Annotated in this window: 1 protein-coding gene; it reads left to right on the top strand. The window is 39.7% G+C overall.

What is annotated here, in order from left to right:
* Positions 1-197, top strand: a 197-nt coding sequence (locus H8K55_RS21485) for an IS3 family transposase (RefSeq protein ID WP_186944283.1), incomplete at its 5' end; no start/stop codon positions are given.
* Positions 198-232 lie beyond the last annotated feature (35 nt).

The following is a 232-nucleotide window of genomic DNA, read 5'->3' as shown; positions in this document are numbered from 1 at the left end:
GCCTCGACAATGCTGCGATGGAGAGTTTCTTTGCTGTGTTGAAAACAGAATTCTTCTATTTAAATCAATTCACCAGCGTCGAACAACTTGAGCAAGGTATCAAAGAATACATTCGCTACTATAATCAAGACCGAATCAAACTTAAACTAAAAGGGCTGAGTCCTGTGCAATACAGAAATCAGCCCTTGAATGCCTAACTAACAAACTGTCCAACTTTTTGGGGTCAGTTCAT

It is taken from the genome of Affinundibacterium flavidum (assembly GCF_014284175.1).
GTDB lineage: Bacteria > Pseudomonadota > Gammaproteobacteria > Burkholderiales > Burkholderiaceae_D > Undibacterium > Undibacterium flavidum.
The sequence above is the reverse complement of the archived record's forward strand: the minus strand, read 5'-3'. Positions and strand labels throughout refer to the sequence as shown.